Origin of the sequence: Desulfallas thermosapovorans DSM 6562, from assembly GCF_008124625.1 — a bacterium.
Taxonomy (GTDB): domain Bacteria; phylum Bacillota; class Desulfotomaculia; order Desulfotomaculales; family Desulfallaceae; genus Sporotomaculum; species Sporotomaculum thermosapovorans.
On record NZ_VNHM01000004.1, the window covers coordinates 160755 to 186538 of the forward strand.

The window sequence follows — 25784 nt, forward strand, 5'->3', positions numbered from 1 at the left end:
AAGTTGTGGATGGTGTTATAAATGCTCTGGGCTTGAACAATACACTGGTGGCACAGGTTTTTAACTTTATTATGTTATTAATTTTCCTGCGTGTTGTAGTATACCCGCACATAGTCAGAATCCTCGAAGAGCGGCAAAACTATATCGCCAACAGTGTGACGGCGGCCGAAGAAGAAAGAAAACAGGCCGAAGCACTGCGCCAGCAGTATCTGGACGAATTAAACAAAGCTAAAGCCGAAGCCCAGGAAATTGTCCAGAAGGCGACCAGAGCTGCTGAAGTGCAAGCCCAGGAGATTATCGAATCCGCCAAGGCTGAATCCGCCCGCATCAAGGAATCCGCCTTGCAGGATATTAACAGGGAGAAGGAGAAAGCTGTTGCAGAATTGCGCGACCAGGTGGCTACATTATCCATACTGGTGGCCAGCAAAGTTGTCAGTGAAAAAATTACTGCCGATGTGCAGCGCGGCATGATTGATGAGTTTATCAAAGAGGCAGGGGATCTGCCATGCTAAAAGGGGCTGTAGCTGGGCGTTATGCCGAGGCACTTTATGAAATTGCGCTGAAAGAGAAATTGGTTGACCAGTTGGAAGCTGAATTAAAGTCCGTAGTGGAAGTGATTGAGGGATCTGAACAGCTGAAAAAGGTGCTGTTCCATCCCCGGATTACCGCTGCTGAAAAAAAAGAAGTGCTAAATGGCCTCTTTAAAGATCATATATCCGGTATTGCCATGGATTTCCTTGGTCTTGTTGTGGATCGCCAGCGGGAGGTATACATTGCCGATATAACCGCATATTTTACCGGTTTGGCCAATAAGGCCCGCAATATCAGTGATGTTCAGGTAACATCGGCGGTGGAACTGACCAAAGAGGAGAAGAAAAAACTGGCTGCGGTTTTGGCCAAGTCCACCGGTAAGAAGGTTAAGCTCAGCTATAATGTGGATAAAGAATTGCTGGGCGGATTGGTGGTTCGCGTCGGTGACAAGGTCATCGACGGCAGCGTGCGTACCCGCTTGCAAACCCTGCGCGAGCACCTCAGACAAATAAGTTAATAGTGGATAGGGGTGAAACAGTAGATGAATTTGCGACCTGAAGAGATCAGCTCGATCATTCGGCAGCAAATCGAGAAATATAAAGCCGAAATTGAGGTCAGTGACGTTGGCACGGTCATCCAGGTGGGTGACGGTATTGCCAGGGTCTACGGACTGGAAGAATGTATGGCCAGCGAGCTGCTGGAATTCCCCGGCGGCACAATGGGTATGGCCCTGAACCTGGAAGAGGACAATATCGGCTGCGTGCTTATGGGACCCTACACCCACATTAAAGAGGGCGACACTGTTAAACGTACCGGCCGGATTATATCCGTGCCCGTAGGTGACGCCATGATTGGCCGCGTGGTTAACCCGCTGGGCCAACCCCTGGACGGTATGGGACCCATCAACACTGATAAATTCCGCCCGATTGAGCGTATTGCTCCCGGTGTTATTGAACGGAAATCGGTGCACGAGCCTCTACAAACCGGCCTTAAAGCCATTGACTCCATGATTCCCATCGGCCGCGGCCAGCGGGAATTGATCCTGGGCGACCGCCAAACCGGTAAAACCGCCATTGCGGTGGACGCCATCATCAACCAAAAGGGTAAAGACGTTATTTGCATCTACGTGGCGGTGGGTCAAAAGAACTCCACCGTGGCCAACGTGCACCAAAAACTTAAGGACACCGGGGCCATGGAATACAGTATCATCGTATCCGCCACCGCTTCCGAACCGGCACCGCTTCTGTATATCGCTCCCTTTGCCGGTGCCGCCATCGGCGAAGAGTTTATGGAACAGGGCAAGCACGTGCTGATCGTATACGATGACCTGAGCAAGCAAGCGGCCGCTTACCGCGAACTTTCCCTGCTGTTGCGCCGTCCTCCCGGACGGGAAGCTTACCCGGGTGACGTTTTCAACCTGCACTCCCGCTTGCTGGAACGTGCCTGTAAGCTCAGTGATGAACGGGGTGCTGGTTCCATGACGGCGCTGCCCATTATTGAAACCCAGGCCGGTGACGTTTCGGCCTACATTCCCACGAACGTTATCTCCATTACCGACGGTCAGATTTACCTGGAGCCCGACCTGTTCTATGCCGGTATACGTCCCGCTGTTAACGTGGGTATCTCGGTATCCCGGGTGGGTGGCGCGGCCCAGATTAAAGCTATGAAACAGGTGGCCGGTACTTTGCGTTTGGACCTGGCCCAGTACCGTGAACTGGCGGCCTTTGCCCAGTTTGGTTCCGACCTGGATAAATCCACCCAGGCCCGTTTGACCCGTGGTCAGCGCATGGTGGAACTGCTCAAACAGGACCAGTATGTACCCATGGACGTTGAAGACCAGGTCATCTCCATTTTCGCCGGTGCCAAGGGCTTCCTGGACGACCTGCCGGTGGAGAAGGTACTCCCCTTCGAGGCGGGACTGCTCAAATTTATCAAGAGCAATAAAGCCGATGTGCGCCAGGAATTAAGCGAGAAAAAGGAAATCACCAAGGATATCGAACAAAAGCTCATGGCTGCCATTAAGGAATTTAAGGACAGTTTTGTTAAATAAAGCGCCCGGCGAATGATATAGCGAGGTGGTGATACACTAGATGGCTAGTTTGCGCGACCTGCGGCGTCGTATTAAGAGTATCAGCAGCACCCAGAAAATTACCAAGGCCATGAAGGCGGTGGCCGCGGCCAAAATGCGGCGTGCCCAGGAGAATGTGCTGGCTGCCAGGCCCTTCGCACGGCGGGTGCGGGATGTGCTGGGCAGGGTCGGGTCTGCATCCGTGGGGATGAAGCACCCGCTGCTTGCCGTACGCGAGCCGCAAAAGGTAGCATATGTAATAGTGACTGCGGACCGCGGCCTGTGCGGAGGCTTTAACGCCAACGTCATCAAAGCGAGCGTTCAGGAGATGAAAAAGCACCAGAACGCTGATATTATAACTATTGGTCGCAAGGGTAGGGATTACTATCGCAACCGTGGCTACAACATTGCACAGCAATATGTCGGTATCGGCGATGCCAACCTTGACCTGACCATTAGAGTGGCCAACTTTGTCATAGACAAATACACAGCCGAAGAATATGATGAAGTTTATTTGATATACAGCCAGTTTGTAAACGTGCTGGTACAAAAACCCGTGGTACAGAAGATCTTGCCTGTTGAACCTCCGGAAGGTGAGGCCGGCGAAAAGAAAGTGAATTATATATTCGAACCCGATGCGGAAACCATCATGGGCCAAATACTGCCCATGTATATTCAAAACTCGATCTTTCAGGCCCTGTTGGAAACCAACGCCGGTTTCTACAGCGCCCAGATGACGGCTATGGATAATGCCACCAAGAATGCTGCGGACATGATTGAAAGGCTGACACTTTCTATGAACCGTGCCCGTCAGGCCGCCATTACCACGGAAATTACCGAGATTGTCAGCGGCGCTGCCGCTCTTGAGTAAGCGGGGCGGGGGTTCCGTACGGTAGCCGGTATGAGAAAGGGAATACCCCAACTGATGAATGTCTCCAATTGATTATGTTCCGACAATTGAAGGCAAAGGAGGTACGGAATAGTTAATGGCTAACGTAGGTGAAGTAGTACAGGTCATTGGCGTGGTGGTGGACATTCGTTTCCCACCCGGCCAGGTACCTGATATTTATAACGCTGTTAAAATAACCAGCGAGAAAGAAGATGCATTCGGCAGAAAAATAGACCTTACCCTGGAGGTTGCCCAGCACCTGGGCAACAACATAGTACGTACCGTAGCCATGTCCACCACGGACGGCCTGGTACGTGGCATGAAAGCGGTAGACCTGGGCAAACCCATCAGCGTGCCCGTGGGTGAGCCGGTGCTTGGACGTATGGTGGACGTGCTGGGTAATCCCATTGACGGTAAAGGTGAAATCAAGAGTGATCATGAATACCCCATTCACCGCCCGGCTCCCAAGCTGGTGGACCAATCCACTTCAACGGAACAGCTGGAAACCGGTATCAAGGTTATCGACCTGATGGTACCATTCCTCAAGGGTGGTAAGGTCGGTATGTTCGGTGGTGCCGGTGTGGGCAAAACCGTTATCGTTATGGAGCTCATCAACAACATCGCCAAGCAGCACGGTGGTATCTCGGTTTTCGCCGGTGTGGGTGAGCGTACCCGTGAAGGTAACGACCTTTACCATGAAATGACCGAATCGGGCGTTATGCCCAAAACCACTATGGTGTTCGGCCAGATGAACGAACCCCCCGGAGTGCGTCTCCGGGTTGCCCTGACCGGCCTGTGCATGGCTGAGTTCTTCAGGGATGAACTGGGTGCCGACACATTGCTGTTCATCGATAACATTTTCCGTTTCACCCAGGCCGGTTCCGAGGTTTCGGCTCTCTTGGGCCGGATGCCCTCCGCCGTGGGTTACCAGCCCACGCTGGCCACTGAGATGGGTCAGATGCAGGAGCGGATTACCTCAACCAAGCAAGGTTCAGTTACCTCGGTGCAGGCCGTTTACGTGCCCGCTGACGACTTGACTGACCCCGCGCCGGCAACAACCTTTGCTCACCTGGACGCCACCGTTGTGTTGTCCCGTCAGATTGCCGAGCTTGGTATTTACCCGGCTGTGGACCCGCTGGACTCCACATCAAGGATTTTGGACCCCAACGTCGTCGGGCAGGAACACTATGAAACAGCCCGGGGCGTGCAATCTGTTTTGCAGCGTTACAAAGAGCTGCAGGACATCATCGCCATCCTTGGTATGGAAGAATTATCGGATGATGACAAATTAATTGTGGCCCGGGCCAGGAAGCTGCAGCGTTTCCTCTCCCAGCCCTTCCACGTGGCGGAAACATTTACAGGTTATCCCGGTGCGTATGTATCACTGAAAGACAGTATCCGTGGATTCCAGGAAATCTTGGATGGTAAACACGATGAGCTGCCTGAGGATGCGTTCTACATGGTAGGCACCATTGAGGAGGCAGTAGCCAAGGCCAAACGTCTGGCAGGAGAAGGTGCATAAGCATGGCGGAAGAAAAACTGCAACGGTTGGAAGTTGTTACACCCGAGAAAAAGACATACAGCCAGGATATCCGGTTCGTGGTTCTGCCCGGCACCGAGGGTGAATTGGGTATCTTACCCGAGCACGCCCCGCTGGTCACCTCCCTGAAAACCGGCCTGGTTCGTGTGCAGCATGAGGGAAAAACATTAAAAATAGCCGTCAGCGGCGGCTTTGCCGAGGTGCGTAACAGCAGAGTAACCGTTTTGGCCAATGCTGCCGAGCGGGAGGACCAAATCGACGTTCAGCGTGCCCAGGCCGCCAAGGAACGTGCCGAACAACGCCTGGCGTCCGGCGGTTCGGACATCGACGTGGTCCGAGCCGAAGCCGCTCTGAAAAGGGCCCTCAACCGCCTCAAGGCGGCGGGCCAGGCTTAAACTTTAACTCAAACTTAAAAGGAAGCAGGGGGACGGTTCCCTTGCTTCCTTTTGTGTTTGCCCGGCATGTTTGCTGTGCCGGTGGGTTAAGAAACCCTTTGCTACATTTACTCGAAAAAATATTTTATGGAATTTCCTGCAAAATCTTATCATTTATAATCAATTGCAAAAAATCAGGCGCTTTAATTATAGCTATCCCCTTGTACTCACCTAACTTTAATAAATGTTTATCGCCTGAAATTATATAACTCGATCCGCTGGCAACAGCACATTCAATTATTTTGTTATCGTCAGGGTCAGCAATAACGATATCAATTTTTTCAGTAGGAGTTATAAAGGTAATTACAGGCAAAAGCCTTCCAATAAAACCATCAACTTCATCATTGGAAAAACGGAATTTTGGATATTGAGTCACCCTGTAAAATTCGCTTAATATCTGAGCCGAAAGGCAAAGCTCCAACTTTGATTCCAGAACCATTTCGATGACAGCGGCTTCCGGGCCATTCCATCTTACCACCCTCATTAAGATATTCTTACATGTATTATATTATGCCTTTTCTTACCCAGCAATATCTATTTACGCTGTTCAATCTGAATGTCCTATCCCACGGGATAACTGGTAATTAACGCTGGTATGCACCACAGGCAAACTGGTAACAATAGGTAACATCAATCAACTGCAACGGAGGGATACGGTGGAAAAGTTATTTATCAGGGGCGGCAGGCCTTTACACGGCAAAGTGCGCGTCAGTGGCTCGAAAAACGCCGTGCTGCCCATTATCGCGGCCTGCCTGCTGCCCACATCCCCGTGTACCCTGGAGGATATACCCGGCCTGGCGGACGTTCATACCATTTGCCTGGTGTTGCAGCACCTGGGCGCCCGGGTGGAGCGAAAGGGTACAACCCTGGTGATCCACCCGCCGGAAAAACCCAGCACCGAGGCACCCTATGAATTTGTACGCCAAATGCGGGCCTCATTTTTGGTGATGGGGCCGCTTTTGGCCCGCGCGGGCCTGGCGGCCATATCGCTGCCCGGCGGTTGCGCCATCGGCAGCCGGCCCGTCGACCTGCATCTTAAAGGCTTGCAAATGCTGGGTGCCCGCATAGAACACGGTTACGGCAGCATCCGGGCCAGGGCCGAAAAGGGTGGACTCCGGGGCAACCGTATTTACCTGGACTTTCCCAGCGTGGGGGCCACCGAAAACATCATTATGGCCGCCGTGCTGGCCCGGGGCCAAACACTGATCGAAAACGCCGCCGAGGAGCCGGAAGTGGTGGACCTGGCCAACTTTCTCTGTGCCATGGGGGCCAAAATTAAAGGGGCGGGCACCAAAGTGATTAAAATCACCGGGGTTAAAGAGCTGCACGGGGTAACCCATACGGTAATACCGGATCGCATCGAGGCGGGCACCTACCTGGTGGCCGGGGCCATCACCGGCGGAAATGTCCTGGTGGAGAATGTCATTGCTAACCACGTTAAACCTGTGCTGGCCAAGCTGCTGGAAATGGGCGTAACGGTATATGAGGAGAACGACGGCCTTAGGGTTATCGGGCAGCAAGAATACACTGCGGTGGATGTAAAAACCATGCCTTACCCCGGATTTCCCACTGACATGCAGCCCCAGATGATGGCCCTTTTGACCCGCGCGCGCGGCACTGCAATTATCACCGAAACGGTCTTTGAAAACCGTTTTATGCACGTCAGCGAGTTAAGGCGCATGGGGGCCCGGATCAAAACGGTGGGACGTAACGCAGTCATCCAGGGGCCGGTTCATTTGAGCGGTGCCCCGGTCAAGGCCACCGACCTCCGGGCCGGAGCGGCCCTGGTGCTGGCCGGTTTATGTGCCGAGGGAGTCACCGAGGTGAGCAACGTCCACCATATCCAGCGTGGCTATGAACACCTCATGGACAAATTACGCAACCTGGGCGCTGCCATATGGGCATGAGGAAGCAAGGGGAGCAAGGGGAAGCAAAAGAACCGTCCCCGTGCTCCCTCGGCAGCAGCAACGCCCCCGTGCTCCCCCGTCTCCCGCACCCCCACCTCTGCGGCAGAATAAGTTTAACCCGGATCCCTTTAGGTAATAATTACCTATATAAGCTCATATACTGCTCTATATCGGTAAAAGTATAGCGGCAGTCTTTATGGGCAAATGAATCGCCACTATGGTAATAATTACGGAAGCAAGAGAACCGTCTCCCTGCTTCCTAAAGGGTGAAGGCGCATGCGCAAAATATTTATAATTACATTGATATTGGCACTGCTGCTGGCTCTGGGGGTGCCCTGGGTGGTGCAGCGAATGACCGAGCCCAAGGTGCAGGAAGAGGGCACCATTGTACGACTGTACAGGCATGATACAGACACCGTGGAGCTAATATCGCTGGAGGATTATGTGACGGGGGTGGTGGCGGCCGAAATGCCCGCGTTATTCCCCGCTGAAGCATTAAAGGCCCAGGCCGTGGCGGCCCGCACCTACGTCGTCAAACGTATGGTGGCCGGCGGGGTGGTGAACAGTTGCCACGAGGGTGCCGATACATGCGACAACCCCAGCCATGCCCAGGGCTGGTTGACCAGGGAAGCCATGAAGGAACGCTGGGGGAAGTTAAAGTATTACCAGTATTACTATAAAATTCGCATGGCCGTGGATGATACCGCCGGGGAGATTATCACCCACCAGGGGCAGCCCATTGACCCGGTGTTTCACGCCGCCTGCGGCGGGCATACCGAAAACGCGGAGGACGTGTGGAAATTTGCCGTGCCCTACCTGAAGGGAGTGGCCTGCCCCTATGAAGCGGATCCCGAACCGGTTCGCCGGGTGGCCCTGCCCCTGGAGAAGGTGGCCGGTGCACTGGGCGTGGATCTGCAACCGGTTCCGGTCTCCACCGGCCAGGCTCAACTTATCAAGGTGGTGGAAAGCACAGCCACCGGTAGGCCCAAGACTTTACTGGTTGGTGACCGGCATGTGACCGCTTCGGAAATGCGCCAGAAATTGGGCCTGCGCTCCACGAATTTCACCTGGCAGTACAGGGACGGCCAAATTATCTTTGCCACCACCGGCTACGGCCATGGTGTGGGTATGTGCCAGTACGGGGCCAAAGGGCTGGCTGAACACGGCTACGATTACAAACAGATAATTAATCATTACTATACGGGGGTTCAGATTAATAATATCAACAATAATAACTGAAAGCGAATATTAACTGAAAAATGGAAGCATGAAAAATAAACAACGGGCCATAATAAAACTGTCCAACAACCCCCGGTGTCAAGTATTTTGAAAACCTGGCACCGCTTTACATCCACCACTAATCTTTAAAGGGGGATAGGTTATGTGGCCCTTTGGGAAAAGATTACGGGAGCAAAACGCGCTGGAAAAACACAGGCGCTGGTTAAAGCGGTGGTTGATGGGCGGCAACCCGCACCGCTTCATTATTCCAAAAATTTTACAATCATGTATATAAAGTGTTCCGCCGGTAAGAGCATTTCTAACCTCCTCCTGCATATAATGTACTAAATGCCCGGGGAGGTAAAGCAATGCAGGAATACATCCAAAAGCGGGTTCTGGAAATTTGTACCTACATACTGGAGACACAGGCCACGGTCCGCCAGGCGGCACAAGTTTTTGGCGTTAGTAAAAGCACCGTGCATAAAGATATGACCGAAAGGCTTCCCTCATTAAATAAAGAACTGGCTAAGCAGGTAAAAAAGGTACTGGATTATAATAAGTCCGAGAGGCACTTGCGCGGCGGAGAGGCCACCAGAAAAAAATACCGGCCGGATTTGGAACAAAACTAGCATATCTTGGAGGAATTTGTCCCAACAGGTAGAAATACACTTACGAATAGCTGTCTGTGTAAGTAAATAGCTGATTTCACTGCAAAACAAATTGGGCAGCCCTGTATAATCGATAAAGCAACGCCCGCCAATTAAACAAAATTGGTAATTGTTGCATTAAAGCTGGGTGGATGCTGCCTTACGCAGTGAAACATGCCGGGCGGCTTGTTGTTTGTCATTCGGAAAGGGGACAAGTTCAGATGCTCCATTTGGGTGCCGATATTGGTATTGATCTGGGCACAGCCAATATATACGTATACGTTAAAGGTAAAGGTATAGTGCTTAAAGAACCGTCGGTGGTGGCCATAGACAAATCCTCGGGCAAAGTGATAGCGGTGGGATCAAAAGCCAGGCGTATGCTGGGCCGTACCCCCGGCAACATAGTGGCCATCCGGCCGCTGCGCGACGGTGTAATTGCCGACTATGACGTTACCGAAAAAATGCTGCGCTATTTTATCGGTAGAGTCAATGGCAATAAAGTATTATTCAAACCCCGGGTCATGGTATGCATACCCTCCGGCGTAACCGGGGTGGAGGAGCGGGCCGTAAGGGAAGCCACCATTCAGGCGGGTGCCAGGCAATCCTTCGTAATTGAAGAGCCGCTGGCTGCAGCCCTGGGGGCCGGGCTGGACATATCGCAGCCCGGGGGCACCATGGTGGTTGATATAGGGGGGGGCACCACCGATGTGGCCGTTCTTTCCCTGGGCGGCATTGTCGCCAGCCGCGCCGTCAGGGTGGGCGGCGATAAATTTGATGAGGCCATTGTCAAATACATACGCAAGGAATTCAACCTGGCCATTGGCGAGCGTACCGGGGAAGAAATCAAAGTGGAAATTGCCAACGCCTGCCCCGAAGACAAGCCAATCGTGGAAATGCAGGTCAGGGGCCGGAATTTGCTGGACGGTCTTCCCAAGGAAATAACGGTAAACAGCTGGCAAATATATCATGCCATTAGCGAAAACCTGTCTTTGATAGTCAATACCGTTAAAGAAGTTCTGGAGGAAACACCCCCGGAGCTGGCCTCGGATATCATAGACAAGGGCATTGTCCTCACCGGTGGCGGGGCTTTATTGCAGGACATCGATACATTGATTGCCCGTGAAACCGGGCTCAATGTGATCATTGCCGAAGATCCCCTGTCCTGTGTGGCTATAGGTACGGGACGGGCCTTATCTATGCTGCATGTGCTTAATCCGCAGCAGAAAAGAAGTCCTCTTCGCAAAGCTGTGAAGGCAAACCACTATGCAGGTTAAAGTGAACCATGTATTTTCACCAAACATGTTTGTATGTATCCCTTTGGTGTATTACATTTTATTCTTACCGAAACTTGCCGGTGAAAATGGAGGAAATATTAAACAAGGTTTATACCGGGCTGTTCGATGGGACAGCTCAATTTTTTTGTTTAAACTAAACCAAAGGAAAAATTTGCAGGAACAAAAACTTGATTAGTTCGTCTAAAACAAAAGAGGAGTCTGATCAGTTTAATATCATTGTCCTTATGGAGGTATCGCTGTGATTGTAGTAAAAAAGTGGTTAAGCCGGGTATTTATTATGGTTTTCGTATTGTGCCTGGTTTATCCCGGCATGGCCCGGGCCAACCCGGATGCCGGCAGTGTGATAATGACACTGGGGCAAACCAAGTACTACGTTGATGAAAAAGCCCACATAATGCCAGTGGCGCCAACTGTTCATGAAGGGGTTACGCTGGTGCCCCTGCGGGCAATCTCGGACATTTTCGGATTAAGGGCCACGTGGGAACAATACACGGGAGTTATTAACCTGAAACTGGAAGATGGGCATACAATGCGAATTGACACCCGTAACAATAAAGCCTACCATAGCGCTACCCCGGGCGCCTTTGATGTTACCACAATCATACAGGATGGCAACACTCTGGTGCCGCTGCGATTTTTGGCTCAGAACATGAATTATCAAGTTGACTACAACACAAACAGCAAGGAAATTCGCATCAAAAAACTACCGCCACCCAACCAGCCTCCTGTGGCCATGTTCAAGCTGTCCCGGGAAACATATGCCCAGGGCGAAACTATAGAATATGAAGACACCAGCTATGACCCCGACGGCGATGAAATTATCGAAAGAAAGTGGGAAGGCAGGGAAAACGCATATTTCGCGCCGGGAGAATACCAAGTTTCCCTCACGGTAAAGGACAGCCGTGGTGCATGGAGTGAACCGTTTGTCCGGAATATAAAAATCACCGAAGAAGAGCTCATGGACCAATTGACCTATTACTTGCACAATCCCGTGCTGGGTAAAAACATCGATGTTTCAGGGATACCCGTGCTGAGCCTCAATACACTGAACCGGGTGGTTACCCAGACCAGAGAGAGCTTCTTACTTAGTGACAATCCCGAGACCTTTAAAAGGGACGGTATATTATACAAAGACGAGGTTGTGGGCGACAACCGCATTCTATACCATCACGCCAACGGCACAAACCAGGACAAAAGCGTTTATTTGCTGGCCATTAACAACGGTTCCGAACCCGCTACGGTTCAGGTGAAGCGGCATGGCGTGGCGGGGCCTGCGGACCCCATGGGCGTAGGCCGTTTGGCCGCCTACAATTTCCTGGGATTTGACCCCTCCCGGGCGTATACCCTGGAACTGCAGCCGGGGGAAAAAGTTATATTAAACAAGGACGCCAAAAATCCATTAAGGCCCGGCCAGACTGTGCATGGCATTTTCGACGTCCATTCGGATAACCCTGTCACCTTTGCAGTTGTTGCGGTGGGAAAACAGGATCCCATAAATGATTATGATGAACTAATTATGCTGCCCCGGGAGGAAACCCATACCAGAGGCACCTTTCAATTGCCCAGCCGCAACATGACGGTACGCGTAACTGATAACCAACCCTCGAGACTTATCATCGCCGACGGAAAGGATGATACCTTTCTTTACGGCAAGGACTTAACCAGTGGCCGAAATGTGGTTTATACCAGAAACGTGGGCAACTACGGAGTGGTTTACAGTATTACCATTGAGTCCCGGTACAGAGTTGGTTTGTTGCTGAACCCCCGGGGAGGTACCTTTGCCGGGGCCGGCAGTTGGGACGGAGAACCCTTTTATATTCCCGAAAGCGGTATCATGAAGACCAAGGAAGAAGCTGCCCTGCTGGGTATTATCGAACCAGGGGAGCGCAAAGTGCTGCAATTCATTCCCCCGGGGGGTTCTTATTTACCTGTGAATATATTGGTAATTCCCTTTTAATTAGTTAATATTGTTAAATATTAATTACTTCAAATAAGAGGTTTTACACTATGTCTGTCGAAAATGACAGACATAGTGATTTATGGCTAAAGTCAACATAATATACTCCTTATGGAGAATTTCCTTGGTGTCTGGAAGGGGGTTTTTAGTGAGTTCCAATAGGGTAGTGGTTTTTCTGGCGTTGTCACTGGTGGCTGTTGTACTAATCATCTGGCCATCCGGTGTGAGCCCGGATTCGGGTGAGGCGGAAAAAACCGGTGGGGTTGTTGATGAAACACTGGAACTATACAGCATTCAAATGGGCCGCCCGCTGACAAGCAGTGAAAGGGATGAATTGGCTGAAAAGGTTGACTGGATGGGGCGGCTTGAAGGTAATGCCATCCTGGTGCGCACTGAACCTGAAAATATAAACAGGTTAAAGGAACTGCCATACGTTAAGGAAATCAATACATACCAGCCCCAGGAGAAGATAACTGGAGAATTAAAAAACAACGGTGACAGAGAGGCAGCCGGTGGAACACACCCGCCGGCCGGCGAACAAATAGAATTAATGGTTACCCTGGTCAAAGGGGAAGATAAACTGGACATAGTTAAACTGGTGGAACAGTCCGGCGGTGCGGTTATAGATGGCGCTGCCACACCAGACGTTTACCTGCGGATAAAACTGCCCGTTACTAACCTTGAACAATTAACCGCATCCCCACGGGTACTATATGTGGAAGAATATCACCAGCCGGAATTTTTAAATGACCGGGCCGGGGATATCACCGGGGCCGCGCCGCTGGCAGTACCGGATTTCATTACACCGGGCGGCCTCACGGGTAAAAATTTAATTATCGGGCTGGCCGACAGCGGCCTGGACACCGGTAAAATGGGTAATTTACATCCCGATTTAAGCAATGATCCCGGTAAACAACCCCGGGTGTTGATGATCAACTCACTGGCCGGTACCGGTGTCCCCGCCGACAAAATCGGTCACGGTACCCACATGGCGGGCACCATTGCCGGCAGCGGCGCGGCTTCCGGTGGTAAATACGCGGGCATAGCACCGGAGGCAAGTATATATTTTCAGGGTATAGTGGACGCCAACGGCAATATATCACCCCCCCTGGATTTGCAAAGGCTTTTTATGCCCGCCTATGAAGCCGGCGTGCGCATCCATGTTAATGGCTGGGGGAGAAAAAACAATAGATATACCAGCACCTCGGCCCAAATAGACCGGTTTGTGCGCGGGCAGGTTGACTTTCTGCCCATATTCGGGGCGGGGAATTTCGGGCCGGATGTCGGTACCCTGACCACCGAGGCCAACAGTAAAAACGCGCTGGTGGTGGGCGCTTCCCGCAGTCCCAGGCCGGCATTTGATAATGACAAGGGCAACACCTTCCAGGTGGCCGGCTTCTCCAGCAGCGGTCCCGCCGGTGACGGTAGAATCAAGCCTGAACTGGTGGCTCCGGGAACTTCAATTATATCTGCTTGCTCCAGCCTGGTGGAAAGCAATTGGCCCGGTCAAACCCATTACACCAGAATGCAGGGCACCAGTATGGCCACCGCGGTAACTGGGGGATCGGCCGCCCTGCTGGCCGAGTATTTACAGCGCCATACCACCGGTATTGAAAAACCATCGGCGGCTCTGTTCAAAGCAGTGCTCATCAACGGTGCCCGTTCCCTGGAGGGTGATCTCTACAAAACCGGTTTTGGTTTGCTGGACATGACCGGAACAATATTGGCTCTGGAACAAGACCTTTTCTATCTAGTTGATGAGCAAAAGGGCGTTGCCGAAGGGGAAACGCTGGCTTGGGAATTTGAAGTGACAGACTCCAAGGCACCTTTTAAGGTTACCCTGGCCTGGACAGATCCTCCGGCATCCCCGGCGGCCAAAACTGCACTGGTTAATAACTTGGATCTGGTGGTAACAGGCCCCGGGGGTAAAAAATACCTGGGTAATGACCGCGACGGTCGCGGGCTGCAGGATAACATAAATAACGTTGAGCAGGTGGTCATTGAAAAACCTGCTCCCGGTAAGTATAAAATTGAAGTGTACGGTACCTCCGTGGATACAAATGCCTCTGCGGTTTTAAACATGGTGAAACAGGATTTTGCCCTGGTATACGGGCAGCCACCCGTGCAAAGCACGGTAACAGGTGTTGCACAGGACAAATTGACCCTGGCTGATGGAACTACTGTGGACAGGCCCGAAAATTTAAAAACCATCCTGAACGGAGAAATCGTTTCCGGAGTTGTGCTGCCCGGTGCCGACCTTTACCTGGCCGGGCCGTCCGTTAACCCGGCGGCGCTGGCAGTCAGCCGGAACCTGCAGGTACCGGGTATCAAGGTGCTCACCTCAGAGGAGGGCACGCTGCTGGTCAGGATTAATCGACAATACCGGGAAGGTGGGTATTATATTGATGAGCATCCCAAAAACACCATTGAACTCAATGGCATGAAACTATCCGGAGCAACGGGCATACCACCCGGTGCTGGTATTGAAGCCTCGGTTAATCCCACCAGCCAAAGGTTATGGCGGGTACAAGCCACAAGCCACGAGCAGGAAGGGATTATTAAAAGCCTCGATCTTGATAACCGGGAACTGGAGCTATTAAATAATGACAAGCTGAAGATCGACCCCAATCTCGCCATTATGCTAAATGACACCATTGTTGAAGGTGATCCCGAGGCACTGCCCTTCGGTGCCCCGGTGTCCAGCGATGTGGAAAATATTGTGCCCGGAATGCCCGTGCGCCTGATAATGGACCAGGACCAAACCGTTTATTACATGGCGCTGGATCGCCACATTGTTGTGGGCGGCATTGCAGCGGTGGACGTAAACGGCGGAAAAATTACATTAACTTCCGGTGGGGAATACCAGGTACTGCCCGGTGTTAAAATGCTCCGGAATAACCGGGAATCATCAATGCAGGCATTGCGACCAGGCGACCTGGTTATGGGCACCGTCAACCCGGGTACCAACCAGCTGCTGGGCCTTACGGTTTACACCACCTGGGTATACGGGAAAGTGTTTTTTGCAGGCCAGAATACCCTATATATTACCGACAACAACCAGGTGAACCGGGAGTATAAATTTACACCCAAAACCCAGGTCTACCGCTGGGGCCTGGCCTCGGACACTTCACTTTTGGCGCCGGGCCAGTGGGTGCGTTTAATTATAGATACCGGCACCAACACGCTATTCAGGGTGGATATTGCCGAAACCGGTTTTCAGGGCCAGGAAGTTATTGAGTCCTGGGACCGGCAAAACAGCCGGTTAAGCACCACATCCGGCAAGGAGTATATTATCAGCTCCAAAACATCAGTAACCAAAAACGGTTACCCGGTACATGCCGGGGATTTGCGTTCCGGGGAAGAGGTTGCACTGGTTTCCCTGCGGGGGCAGAATAACAAGCAGATACTGGTATCGGCAGCGGCCAGCAGCTATGTTGAAAACAGCAATTTGTCCCTGTCCGTTGACTCCACCATACCCTTTGAGGAGTTCACCATAATTAAGGGAAAGACGCCGGCCACCAAGCTTACGGCCTGGTATGCCGACGGTAGATCCGAGCCCGTACAGTTGACCGGCGGGGAATTCTATTACCCGGTATATTACCCCCACGGGGGCGGTGTGCAGCTTGTGGCTGTGGATGAAGCAAGTGGCGCAGTTACGGGAATAAGTGTAAAACTGCCCAACAACCAGGGTAAGGTCTTTGAAGACCTGGACGGGCACTGGGCCGAGACCGATGTGCTGAGCCTGGTTTCACGGGGATTAATTGCCGGCTATGCCGGTGATACTTTCCGGCCCGGGCAACCCATATCAAGGGCCGAGTTTACCGTGATGCTGGCCCGGTTGCTGGGGGGGCAAAACAATACCGTACCCCGGCAAGGCTTTAAAGATGATGACGATATACCCAGCTGGGCCAGGTCCTCGGTGTACCTGGCCAGTTCCCGGGGACTGATTACAGGTTATGAAGATGACACATTCCGCCCCCGGGCACTGCTCACCAGGGCGGAAGCTGCCGTTATGTTTATCCGGTTGGCCCAGGCTTTGAATATGGGCTGGGATGAAACAAAACCCGCTCCCCAATACAATGATGCGGTCAGCATACCCGATTGGGCGCTAAGCAGTGTGGATAGTGCCGGGCGGGCGGGCCTGCTGACCGGCAGGCCCGGCAACAAGTTTGAACCGCAGGCAAACATTACCCGGGCAGAAACAGCGGCGGTAATGAACCGGCTGCTAAAATTATTGAACAGACCCGCTGCCCAAGCACAATAGTGTACTTTCCGGTGGTGCCGGCTCCTATAGGGCAACGCCACCCTTAATTGTTATTGTAGCGAGCGATTATGTGATATAATTAAAGGCAATAGAACAAATTTTAGGAGGCTGGAAAGATGGCCATTAGGCGTTTCACTGCTGCCATTGCCAGGGAAGGTAAATGGTATGTGGCCCGGAGCCTTGAAGTGGAGGTAACTTCGCAGGGTGAGACATTAGAAGAAGCCTTAACTAATCTGAAGGAAGCATTAGAATTATACTTTGAAGATGAGAAAATCCCAGAAAACTTCCAAACACCAATTATTGCACCCCTTGAGGTAAATATTTGCAATGGCTAAGCTACCAGTTCTATCAGGTACTCAAGTTGTTCAATTGCTATCTCAATTCGGCTTTGTTAAAGTGGCTCAGAAAGGAAGCCATGTAAAATTAAAGGGCGTGCGTAACGGGATGAGTAGAATCGTTATTGTGCCGCTTCATAAAGAATTAGCGACTGGGACTCTGGCTTCAATTTTGAGACAAGCCAGCCTGAGTATTGAAGAACTTACAGGTGAAGAACAGTAAAAAAGGGAGCGAATTTCGCTCCCTTTTATTGCTCTAACCAAATGACAATTTTATGCTTGCCAGTATCGCTTTCCCAGTCTTTTAACTGCTGCTTGATTTCGTTCATGCGTTGTTGTGTTTTTTCCTGTTCTCCAGCACTGGCGCCGCTCCTTAATTGAGCATCCAGCCATTGATACTGTTCCACCAGGTTATTGTACTGGTCGCTGATATCCTTGCTGTTTTTATCCTTAACCTGCAGAGCCCCCAGCCTTTCCAGACCGGCGATTAATTGGCCGGCGTTACTTTGGTCTACGGTAAGCTCATAGGCCAAATACTTTTCCCCGGCGGTGTTTCGGGATTCCATCAAGCGCAAGTTTGCATTATGCTGTCCCGCAAGTGAATTTACCTGCTCCCTGACCGTCTCGGGCTCTTCCACCCTGGTTTTAATCAGGGTGCTTTCTATAAGCCTCTGTTTTTCCGTGCTGAGCAGTGCGACTATCTCAGGATCTTGCTCTGTGCCGGTGGCCGGGTTAGGTGTATTCTGGTTTGCCGGCGGTGTATCGCTGTCCCCGTTCCCTGTTGACGGATTATCCGGGGTATTCACATCGTGGTCATTTTCACTGTTACTATTTTGAGGGCCGGTATCTTCCCCAACCCGGTCACCGGGGGTATTGTTACCGCCGGGAACAGTTTCCGTGTCATTGCCGGGTTCCTGAACCGGTGCGGTGGTTTCGTTATCTCCAGGCTCTGTTTTTTCTATCAGGGCTTTGTTAATACCGGCCAGCTGGGTTCCCTCGGTCAAGCCTGAGTAGGTGGCCATGGCATAACTCCCGCAGGCAATAAGGACAGTGGCTGCCGCGGCGGCAATGCCCCGCTTCCAGTTGGCCATTGCGCTCGCCCATCTTCCTACTCTGCCCCTGCTACTATTGTGCCCGCCGCTGGCTGTCAAGCTCTGTGAACCTGCTTCCGGTTCGGCGATGCGGCTCATCACCGCAGCAGAAAACCCCTCGGGTGCAGGTATTTCCATCGCGCATGCGCGCAATTCTGCCTGAATCTCCTGTAAAATTACCAGGTCTTCCCGGCAGGCGGTGCATTCGCCCAGGTGCCTTTCCACTGCTTCGGCTTGGGCCTGATCCAATTCGCCGTCAAGCCAGGCCGAAATCATTTCCTTTATATGATTGTCGCATTGCATATATATCACCGCCTGTCAGTTCAATGCTTTTTTTTGCCGGGTAATTGTATATCCCTGGCCCAGGCCTCTTTTAAAATCATTTTCTTTAAATTCTGCCGCGCCCTGTTAATCCTTGATTTTACCGTACCCAGGGAACAGTTCATAATTTGGGCAATCTCATCATAATTATAGCCATGCATTTCCCTTAAAATTAAAACGGTCCTGTGCTCCTCGGATAACCCATTCATTGTCCTTTGAACCAGAGAGCTAAACTCTTTGCGTTCAATGATATCTTCGGGAGACTCATCATCCGAGGGTACATCAAAGGACACTTCACCGTTATCCGTAGTTATGGTGGCGTCCAGCGACAACTCCGGCCTCCGGCGCCGTTTGGTGTTTATCCACAGGTTGACGGTGATGCGGTGTATCCAGGTACCGAAGTCCGCTTCATTCCGAAATCCGGACAGGGAGCGGTAAGCTTTGACAAAAGCCTCCTGGGCAAGATCCTGGGCGTCGGATTGGCTGTTAGTCAATTGATAACAAAGGGCATAAACTTTGTTTTGGTACATTTTGACCAACTGCTCAAACGCCTCGGTGTGTCCCTTTTTTGATTTATCCACCAGCAGCTTTACGGTGTTGTCCAAGTAAAGACATTCCTTCCGTACTTCGCTCCGGTTAATTTTTAGACAATTATTCTTACCCTAAAGTTCCGGATGGGAGCGAAATTTTTTAAAGAATATTGAAAGTCATTTATAGTGATATTACCCTTCCTTAATAGTACTTGAAAAAAGCCATCGTTTCAAATGGTTAAAATTTAAGCTGCAAAAAAAATTATGGAACCAAGGAACTTTTTAAGAAACCACTGTGTCTAATTAATCAGATGGCAAGGAGAGGGCAGCCAAAATAGTAAAACATAAACTGCGTAACCTTGTCGATACACAACTGCATAAATTTAATCAACAGGCAGGAAAACTGGCGGAGAATGTAGAATATGCTTTTCCTGTCGGTCTTACCCGTAAATAGGGGGAACAGGAGTTTGCAAAACTCCTGCTCTCACAATACAAAAAGGGTAAGGAAAGCGCCCGGCAGTTAAGTGCCACGGCGCACGGACAAACATTGCACCAATCGGGGGAGGGATGTGCAACATTAGATTTTTGTATTTGGTTGATTGAAAAATCGACGAAACAATTATTTTAAGGAGGGAAACGGTTTTGTTTAAACCCAAAACAAAGAGAACAATTTCATTGGCAGTTGCTCTGGTGTTCTTGTTCACAGTAATTATGCCGATGAGCGCATTTGCTGACACTGATTATGCAAAGTTTAGTAGTGCCTATAACTACCTTACAGCTGAGGACGAAGTTAATGCAGGCTCTGCTACTGTGAAATCCAAAGCTTATGGTGATGCTGAAGACATTCAGATTAAGTTAACATTACCATCCGGTGTAGAATTTACTGACAAACCAAAAAGTAGCGATGTTGGCAGTGGTCAATTCGTGAGCTTTACTGGATTACTTTTTACGTATATTAAATCCGATTCCTCTAGTATAACTGTGAGAGGCGGAAATAATTACGGCGGAAACATTACTGATTGGGATGCTAATGGTACAACAAGCGTAGTGTTTGATTTTGCTAAGAAGAAAATTGATATTGATTCAGATTTTACTGGTAACATAGATGTTAATGTTGAAGTTTGGGGTATTAAGGGTGACAAGGTGTTATGGAGCGAGTCTGATGACCTTACCATAGCTAAGGTAGCAGGTTCCGAAAAAGTTATGGTGTCAGCTAAATCCCCCAAAAGTATAACTAAAGGTAAAAATAAGACAGGTGCAGACATTAAAGTTTACGAAACCAAAAATGGCGTATTTCCAGTTGATGAAGTAGTAGTGTTCGATATTATGACCAATGGTGTAAAATTCAATGATAATACTACTAATGGCTCCAACCAATGGGTTAATTGGCAGGTAGCAAGCTTTACGGATGCAACAGGTGATCGAGGAACAGTTAATATTACAAACAATGACAAGGATCAGATCGTTTATCAGCCTGCAAAGACATCTTCAATATTCCCCGGGGATATTGTATTCACACCAAAGCTTGACGTAGACCCTGATGTGACTGGCGAAATTGAGATCCGTGTAAGCAGTGCGAAAGCAGATGGTAGTGGTAGCAATCTTACTGCTGGCAAGAGCACCTCAACCATTAGCAGAACCACTGTGGTTGTAGCTACCGTTGGCGACACCAAGGCGGTAGTTGATAAGCTGGAAGACAACGACACCATTGCATACAGTGGCCAAGTGACCGATTTGGACGTTGAAATAACCATTGAAGCTGAAGGCGATGCTGAATTCAAGAAAGACGATTCGATGGAGTTTACGCTCAATGTAGGTGAGTTTGTTTTTAATGCAGTTCCTACAGTTAAATTTAACAATAGCAGTAGTAGTCAAGATGTAGATCTTTACAATAACAATAAATCTTTCTACGTGTCATTTAACGGTGGCGAAGAAAAATTTACTTTGAGCAATTTCAACATTGTTTTACCTAACGATGTTGAACCCGGCGACATCACCCTGACCATCGATGGCGACTACGGTGATCTGGGCGAAGTAACCATTGGTGTGGCAGCTGCTCCCATTACACTTAGTGCTGAGAAAACCCCGATTCTTGCTGAAGCTTTGAACCAACAAGCCGGCGACATAACAATCACCGAAACTGGTGACGGAGCACTGAAAAAAGACGGCATATTGGTATTGGAACTGCCCTCCGGCATTGAGCTGAACGGCAAGCCCAAGCTGGACGTAGTAGAGGGTAACTTTGACGGTGACATCAGTGTAGTTGACGATAAGTACATTGCTATTAAAGTTAAAAAAGAAAGCTCTGATGCCAGTGAAATCAGGCTTTACAACATCAACTACGACACTGGCCGCCTAGCTCTGAACGGTGATGTGGAACTTAAGGCTTATTTTGTTGACCCAGAAGTTATTGCAAACGAAGAAGAACTTCCATTAAATACTTATATCAGTGACTCTGTTTCTAACAATCTTGATAGATACGACGACACCGGCGTAATTGCTAGAGTAGCCAACGCAACCGTCGCTAACGAAAATGAAATCGTTGCTACCTTCGCAGTTGGTGACGAAGGCGTAGCCGTTGTGAACGGTCGTACTCTGGTACAAGTAAACAAACTGTGTGACGTGCTCGGCATGCAAAAGAGCTGGGACGAAGTCACCAAGACTGCTTACTTTGTACTGAACGGCAAAGTGGTTGCCTTCCCGATGGGCGAAAACGCCATCTACATCAATGGCACCAAAATTGCTGTTGACCAGGGCGGTAAAATCATCAATGATTTCACCTATGCAACCCTGCGCGGCATTCAAATGGCCTTTGGTGGAGAACTCGATTGGGATGACGCCACCAAGACCGCTACCTTCAAGTTCGTTAAGTAATTAAACTTAATTGAACGGAAAACCCGGGCTTTTATAGCCCGGGTTTTTACATTACAGGACCCTTTGTAATGATGGCGTTGGCTTGACTAGCCAGGCAAGTACTATTATACTTAAATAGGTAAATAATTTATCAATCAAAGGGGTTGGTGGCATGCGGCGGGCCGTAGTTATTACTTTGGCTACTTTTGCTATGATTTTCTGTTTCGCCCTGGTATCATTCGCTTCTGAAGAAGAACAGAATTTGCAGGAACCTGTACGTGAAGAGCTTTCCTTGGAAGATGCAATAAACAACGCGCTTAAAAACAGTTTCAGTATACAACAGGCGGAACTTGATGTTGACCGGGCTAATGAAGTCCGGGATAAGGCCTGGGATCTGCATGGTTACATGATGCAACGAACATGGGTGGAAACGGAACAGGCTTATATGACCTTGCCCGGCATGGATGATAACTCCCTTTTCCAGGCCCTGGGTGCAGATCGCGCGGCGCACATCCAGAAGAGAACCTTTGAAATAACCTGCGATGCTTTAGCGATGCAGGTTACCCAAATCTATTATGATATTATTAAAAAACAAAATGAAATAGAAACGGCCAAGTTGGCAGTGGAAATAGCTGAGCGGGGTTGCAAAATAGCCAGGATGCAAAAGCAAGTGGGCATGGGCACCGAAGCAACGGTACAGGCCAAAAATGCGGAGCTGGAAAATGCCAGGAGTGCTTTGGAAGCTGCCCAGGCCGGCTTGGAAAACGCCTACCGTTCATTGAATAAACTGATGGGCAAAGATGAAAAGTTGAGACCTCAATTGACAACGCCGGTAAATTTTGAAAAATTGGAGATACCTTCCTTGGAGGCTGAAATTGCAAGGGCAATGAATCCCAACCAAAACCCCTATTTGTGGTCTTTAAAAGAAGGCCACGAGCTGAAAAAATATACTTGGACTATTACCCAGCCTGCTGAAGCCGGTAAAATTGATATTGATAAAGCCAAGCTGACTTATGAAGAAGCCCGGGTGGAGACGCGCAACAAAATGAATGAGCTAAACGAAACCCTGAAGACACTGGAGGCTTCCTATATTTCTGCCCAAGAGGCATTGTCAACCGCCCAATTGAATTTAAAGAACGCCCAAATTTTATATGAGGCCGGTATGATAACTAAGGATGATGTTTTAAATAGCGAGATGGCTGTTGCCCGGGCCGAGAATGCTTTGCTTAACCTAACAATAAGTTACGAATTGAGCAAGCTGAATTTTAAAAAGCCCTGGTTATCATTTATGGCCTAAGTATTATAATTTTTACGCGCAGTCCCGTCACAAAAGGGTGCTGCGCTTTATTATTGTGTAAGTTTTTCCCCTTCTTGGACAGGACTTGGCATCATGTTTGTCGAAGTTAAAATTTAAAGCAATGGTGAAAGAAATACCAGGGGAGTGAATTATATCATGGGAAAGCGAAGCCTGCTTGGGAAATGCATGGTTATTTCGCTGGCCTTGCTGTTGGCCATGCTTTTCAGCGGAGCGGCACTAGCCGGTTTTTCAGACGTAAAGGCCGACCACTGGGCGGCCAATATAATTAAAACAATGTCGGAGAAAGGAATTGTAAGCGGCTATCCAGACGGCACCTTTAAACCAAACAATACCGTGAGCCAGGTGGAAGCGGTGTGTATGGCTGTTAGAAGCATGGGCCTGCAGGCTGCGTCTCAGGGATCATTACCTGAGATTACTTTTCCTGTACCCGGTTATGCGGAAAACGATGTCAAACTTGCCCTGCAGCATGGCCTGATCAAGGACACCGACCAATTCAGCGCTTACAGTGCTGCCAACAGGGCCTGGGTGGCCAGGTTATTGGTGCGGATGATCGGCAAAGAATCCGAAGCCCAGGAAGAACTATTAATGCCCGTGTTCACCGATATGTCCCAGATCCCGGATTGGGCCGTTTACTATGTGCGGGTGGCCCAGGATTATGATTTGATAGCGGGCTACCCGGACAAATCATTTAAGCCTTACCGGGAAGTTACCCGGGCGGAAATGGTTTCCTTTTTAAGCCGTGCCATGGATAAACTGCCAGGAACGGGTGGTGTTGCCGGCAATACTGGTAGCGTCGGCGTTCAGCAGGCGGCCGGGACGGTCAAAGGTTTGATAGTAAAGGTTTACCCGGAAATCGGTGCATTTGTTGTGGAGGAGGCCGGTGGCAATCTCAGGACACTATACTTGCCGGAAAACGCCTCTATTTCCGTGGTGGGCTCCAGCAGTCAGGGCTTAAATGCGTTGCAGCCCGGTGATGAGGTAAGTGTTGGACTGGACAGCCGGGGCTACGTTATCAGCATCAGTGTGACAGATCGTAGCGGTTATCCGGGTACGGAAGGCACTGTTTTTGACTTGGATCTGGATAATATGCTGTTAACCCTTCAATTAAATGATAATCGCTTGCAGCCATACCGGCTAGGCAAATATGTAAATGTAACGGCTCCGGGGGTCAGATTCCCTTCCCTGAATGACATCATCACAGGCGACCGGGTTAAAGTAACTGTTGAAGGCAGCGAAGTCATTGGCATTGAAATTCTAGAGGTTGCCTCGCGGCTCACCGTAACCGGTAAAGTTATTACGCTCAACACCGCCATGAATTTTGTCAACCTGGAGGTTGACGGCAGAATGCATGTTTATTCCCTGCCGGCCAGTGTTCAGGTAAACATTTCGGGTATGACCAATGCGTATATTTCCGATGTGCAGGAAGGGGATACGGTTACCGCTACCATCAATAACGGCGAAATAACTTCCCTGACTGTTACCGGTCGCCGGGGGGACAATGATTTAAATGCCACTATCATGGCCGTGGATACTGTTAATGACCGGGTTACCTTGAAAGACCGCAATGGCAAAATAAATGTTTACGATGTACTGAGCAATGCCCGTATCATAATAGATGACGATGATGATGCAGAGTTAAGTGACCTTAAACAGGATATGGATGTTAAGTTCCGGCTCAAGGATGGGGATATCATTTACCTGGAAACCGACAACAAAGTGGGCGGCATAATTACCAGCATCGATGCCGACAGCCTGATTATGGAGTTTCAAAGGGATAACGGCGAGAGAAAAACCTACTTTATAGCTAAAAGCGCCGACGTAAACAGCAAGGATAACCGTGATGATATAGATGAAATTAGAAGGGGCGAGTATGCTTACCTGACATTGTCCGGCGATAAGGTGCTGGAAATAGACCTGAAGAGTACAATAATCTACCGGGTTGAAAGGGTTAGGGACTCCGTAGACCGGTTGGATGTGGTGGATGATGATGACGACAGCGACCGGTTGTATATCCGGTCCGGTGTGAAACTAATCATCCCCGGTATAACTTACCCCGGTGTTTCAGATGTGAAAGAGGGCGATCTGGTAAGGGCTGTTTTCAGTGGAGATGATTTGAAGTCCGTGGAAGTGCTGGAACCGTTGTATGGTCAGGTGACATTTATCGATACCGCCCGCAGCACCGTAACCCTGCAGCTCTTTAACGGCAGAACCACCACCCTTGACTTCAGAAACCGCAGTATGGTGAACGATGGTGGCAGAACATACTCCAACCTGAGCGCCCTGACCACGGGTGACCGGGTGGAAGTTATAGAAAACAGTGACGGTGGCTATGTGTTCAGGGTTATGGAGGAAGTATCCAGCAAACTGGCCTTTAGTGCTGAAAGGGATGCCGATAGCATTTACCTCGTAAAGGGTAACAGCTGGGAGAGATATAATTTACACAGTGATGTGTATATTCACAACGCAAGCGGAAAAACCTTGGGTAAAGGAGATTTAAAGAGCGGCTACAGGGTTGTAATATATACATTCCGGGATATGGTTTACGAGGTTGTCGTTGAGTAAGAGTCCTTTCGAATAGTATGAAGA

Annotated in this window: 20 protein-coding genes; 17 read left to right on the top strand and 3 right to left on the bottom strand. The window is 50.0% G+C overall.

What is annotated here, in order from left to right; all coding sequences use genetic code 11:
* The first annotated feature begins 5 nt into the window (after positions 1–5).
* The 6 genes from atpF to LX24_RS05155 all read left to right on the top strand — a co-directional run bounded on the left by atpF (position 6) and on the right by LX24_RS05155 (position 5423).
* Positions 6–512 carry a F0F1 ATP synthase subunit B gene (gene atpF, locus LX24_RS05130; protein WP_243131624.1) on the top strand — a complete coding sequence of 169 codons (507 nt, stop codon included), beginning with the start codon at positions 6–8 and terminating at the stop codon, positions 510–512.
* Positions 506–1048 (top strand): ATP synthase F1 subunit delta, encoded by a 543-nt coding sequence (atpH, locus tag LX24_RS05135; protein WP_166511065.1) that lies wholly within the window; start codon positions 506–508, stop codon positions 1046–1048. The genes atpF and atpH overlap by 7 nt, the downstream gene beginning before the upstream one ends.
* Positions 1049–1072: 24 nt before the next feature.
* The gene (atpA, locus tag LX24_RS05140; protein WP_166511066.1) at positions 1073–2581 is read left to right on the top strand and encodes a F0F1 ATP synthase subunit alpha; all 1509 of its coding nucleotides are present in this window, start codon (positions 1073–1075) and stop codon (positions 2579–2581) included.
* Between the two features lie 40 nt (positions 2582–2621).
* Positions 2622–3470 (top strand): ATP synthase F1 subunit gamma, encoded by an 849-nt coding sequence (gene atpG / locus LX24_RS05145; RefSeq protein ID WP_166511067.1) that lies wholly within the window; start codon positions 2622–2624, stop codon positions 3468–3470.
* A gap of 115 nt (positions 3471–3585) precedes the next feature.
* A complete protein-coding gene (gene atpD / locus LX24_RS05150; protein WP_166511068.1) occupies positions 3586–5010 on the top strand; it encodes a F0F1 ATP synthase subunit beta in 1425 nt (474 codons plus the stop codon).
* 2 nt (positions 5011–5012) lie between these two features.
* Positions 5013–5423, top strand: a complete 411-nt coding sequence (locus LX24_RS05155) for a F0F1 ATP synthase subunit epsilon (RefSeq protein WP_166511069.1) — start codon at positions 5013–5015, stop codon at positions 5421–5423.
* A 124-nt stretch (positions 5424–5547) separates the two neighbouring features.
* Here the strand turns inward: LX24_RS05155 and LX24_RS05160 are convergent, their stop codons facing one another.
* Positions 5548–5946, bottom strand: a complete 399-nt coding sequence (locus LX24_RS05160) for a putative toxin-antitoxin system toxin component, PIN family (RefSeq protein WP_166511070.1) — start codon at positions 5944–5946, stop codon at positions 5548–5550.
* Positions 5947–6118: 172 nt separating this feature from the next.
* On the opposite strand from LX24_RS05160, the gene murA reads away from it, so the two are divergent.
* From murA to LX24_RS05200, 8 genes are all read left to right on the top strand, one after another.
* Positions 6119–7369 (top strand): UDP-N-acetylglucosamine 1-carboxyvinyltransferase, encoded by a 1251-nt coding sequence (gene murA, locus LX24_RS05165; RefSeq protein WP_166511071.1) that lies wholly within the window; start codon positions 6119–6121, stop codon positions 7367–7369.
* Positions 7370–7645: 276 nt separating this feature from the next.
* Positions 7646–8608, top strand: coding sequence for a stage II sporulation protein D (spoIID, locus tag LX24_RS05170; RefSeq protein WP_166511072.1), 963 nt, complete (start codon positions 7646–7648; stop codon positions 8606–8608).
* Positions 8609–8955: 347 nt separating this feature from the next.
* Positions 8956–9216 carry a sporulation transcriptional regulator SpoIIID gene (gene spoIIID / locus LX24_RS05175; RefSeq protein WP_166511073.1) on the top strand — a complete coding sequence of 87 codons (261 nt, stop codon included), beginning with the start codon at positions 8956–8958 and terminating at the stop codon, positions 9214–9216.
* A gap of 239 nt (positions 9217–9455) precedes the next feature.
* A complete protein-coding gene (locus LX24_RS05180) occupies positions 9456–10508 on the top strand; it encodes a rod shape-determining protein (protein ID WP_166511074.1) in 1053 nt (350 codons plus the stop codon).
* A gap of 259 nt (positions 10509–10767) precedes the next feature.
* Positions 10768–12486, top strand: coding sequence for a stalk domain-containing protein (locus LX24_RS05185; RefSeq protein WP_166511075.1), 1719 nt, complete (start codon positions 10768–10770; stop codon positions 12484–12486).
* Between the two features lie 148 nt (positions 12487–12634).
* Entirely contained in the window at positions 12635–16750 is a 4116-nt protein-coding gene (locus LX24_RS05190; protein WP_166511076.1) for a S8 family serine peptidase, read from the top strand.
* 116 nt (positions 16751–16866) lie between these two features.
* Positions 16867–17085: a type II toxin-antitoxin system HicB family antitoxin gene (locus tag LX24_RS05195; RefSeq protein WP_166511077.1), complete on the top strand. Its 219-nt coding sequence runs from the start codon at positions 16867–16869 to the stop codon at positions 17083–17085.
* On the top strand, positions 17078–17308 hold the full coding sequence (locus LX24_RS05200) for a type II toxin-antitoxin system HicA family toxin (protein WP_166511078.1): 231 nt from the start codon (positions 17078–17080) through the stop codon (positions 17306–17308). The genes LX24_RS05195 and LX24_RS05200 overlap by 8 nt, the downstream gene beginning before the upstream one ends.
* Positions 17309–17333: 25 nt before the next feature.
* Here the strand turns inward: LX24_RS05200 and LX24_RS05205 are convergent, their stop codons facing one another.
* Together LX24_RS05205 and LX24_RS05210 are read right to left on the bottom strand one after the other, a co-directional pair.
* A complete protein-coding gene (locus tag LX24_RS05205) occupies positions 17334–18479 on the bottom strand; it encodes an anti-sigma factor family protein (RefSeq protein WP_166511079.1) in 1146 nt (381 codons plus the stop codon).
* A gap of 20 nt (positions 18480–18499) precedes the next feature.
* On the bottom strand, positions 18500–19102 hold the full coding sequence (locus LX24_RS05210; RefSeq protein WP_166511080.1) for a sigma-70 family RNA polymerase sigma factor: 603 nt from the start codon (positions 19100–19102) through the stop codon (positions 18500–18502).
* Positions 19103–19669: 567 nt separating this feature from the next.
* Here LX24_RS05210 and LX24_RS05215 point away from each other — a divergent pair.
* The 3 genes from LX24_RS05215 to LX24_RS05225 all read left to right on the top strand — a co-directional run bounded on the left by LX24_RS05215 (position 19670) and on the right by LX24_RS05225 (position 25760).
* On the top strand, positions 19670–21901 hold the full coding sequence (locus tag LX24_RS05215) for a copper amine oxidase N-terminal domain-containing protein (protein ID WP_166511081.1): 2232 nt from the start codon (positions 19670–19672) through the stop codon (positions 21899–21901).
* Between the two features lie 151 nt (positions 21902–22052).
* The gene (locus tag LX24_RS05220; protein WP_166511082.1) at positions 22053–23177 is read left to right on the top strand and encodes a TolC family protein; all 1125 of its coding nucleotides are present in this window, start codon (positions 22053–22055) and stop codon (positions 23175–23177) included.
* A gap of 156 nt (positions 23178–23333) precedes the next feature.
* A complete protein-coding gene (locus tag LX24_RS05225) occupies positions 23334–25760 on the top strand; it encodes an S-layer homology domain-containing protein (RefSeq protein ID WP_166511083.1) in 2427 nt (808 codons plus the stop codon).
* The last annotated feature ends 24 nt before the right edge of the window (positions 25761–25784 follow it).